Here is a 1,325-nt window from a genome sequence, read left to right as displayed (position 1 = left end):
ACCCCGACGGCGAGCACCGCCGCGATGAGGAACCAGGCCAGCACCAGGGCGTTGCGACGTATCTGGATGCTGCGTCGACGGGGCCGCCGGGAACTCCCGGCCCGGCCGGTCGGCGGACGGTGACCGGGAGTGATGGCCGCCTTGTTTTGCACGCCTCCAACCGTAATAAAATGGCCCGGTCCTCGACTATCGACTAGCCCACACCAGGAGGAAGCCCGTGAGCGAGACCCCCAAACTCATCCCCATCCAGGAGACCCACTCCAGCACCTGCGGCTGCGGCGAGGCATCCGACGAGCGCCTAACCCTGGATGTGCGCCCCATCCCCCACCGCCTGCGCCACCCGGCCGTGCTGGGAGCGGTCTCCTCCTTGGGTGTGGGCGAGGGCTTCGACCTGGTCGCCCCGCACGTGCCCACGCCGCTGCTCAACCAGATTGATCAGCTGCCGATGACGGTCAAGCACACGCTGCTTGAGGCCGAGGACGGCTTCGCGCGCGTGGAGATCATCAGGGTCGCCTGAGTACCATCGCCCCATGAGTGTGCAGGCCGTCGCCGCCCGGCCCGCAGCGGCCCCCACTGTGCTGGTGGACCGCTTCGGGCGCACTGTGCGCGACCTGCGGCTGTCGGTGACGGACCGCTGTAATCTGCGCTGCACCTACTGCATGCCGGCGCAGGGCCTGGAGTGGCTGCCCAGCCCGCAGCTGCTGTCCGTTGCCGAGATCGCGAGGCTGGCGCGTGTGGCAGTGGAGCGGCTGGGCGTGGAGCGGATCCGCCTGACGGGCGGGGAACCGCTCATGCGCCGGGATCTGGAGGAGATCGTCGCCCAGGTATCCACGCTGCGCACCCGCCGCACCGGCGCCAAGCCGGATATTGGCCTGACCACCAACGCCCTGGGGCTGGACAAGCGAGCCGCCGGGCTGCGGACGGCGGGTCTGGACCGCGTCAACATCTCCATCGACACGCTCGACGCGCACGAGTATGCGCGCCTGACGCGCCGCGACCGGCTGGAGGATGTGCTGCGCGGCATCGCGGGGGCGCAGGCCGCAGGGTTGGCCCCCATCAAGGTCAACGCCGTGGCCGTGCCTGGCACCCTCGGCGAGGGCACGGCGCGGCTGCTGGCCGAGTGCCTGCGCCGTGGGTGGCAGTTGCGCTTCATCGAGCACATGCCGCTGGGGCCGCGCGGCTCCTGGCGGGCGAGCGACGTCGTCGGCGCGGAGCAGGTGCTGGCGGCGCTGCGCCAAGCGGGTTTCGTTCTTAGCCCCGTGGGTCGCCCAGACCGGCGCCCCGCCGCACTGTGGCAGGTGATGGCGGGGACGGATCCCGACGGC

At 71.2% G+C, this 1,325-nt stretch carries 2 protein-coding genes; both read left to right on the top strand.

Features of this window, described 5'->3' with window-relative positions:
- Nucleotides 1–217 precede the first annotated feature (217 nt).
- Nucleotides 218–517, top strand: coding sequence for a DUF2249 domain-containing protein (locus tag RWX45_RS04975; protein ID WP_316022665.1), 300 nt, complete (start codon nucleotides 218–220; stop codon nucleotides 515–517).
- Nucleotides 518–530: 13 nt separating this feature from the next.
- A partial coding sequence (locus tag RWX45_RS04970) for a GTP 3',8-cyclase MoaA (protein WP_316022664.1) occupies nucleotides 531–1,325 on the top strand: 795 nt, incomplete at its 3' end.

The organism is Actinomyces sp. MRS3W, from assembly GCF_032465695.1.
Classification (GTDB): domain Bacteria; phylum Actinomycetota; class Actinomycetes; order Actinomycetales; family Actinomycetaceae; genus Actinomyces.
The sequence above is the reverse complement of the archived record's forward strand: the minus strand, read 5'-3'. Positions and strand labels throughout refer to the sequence as shown.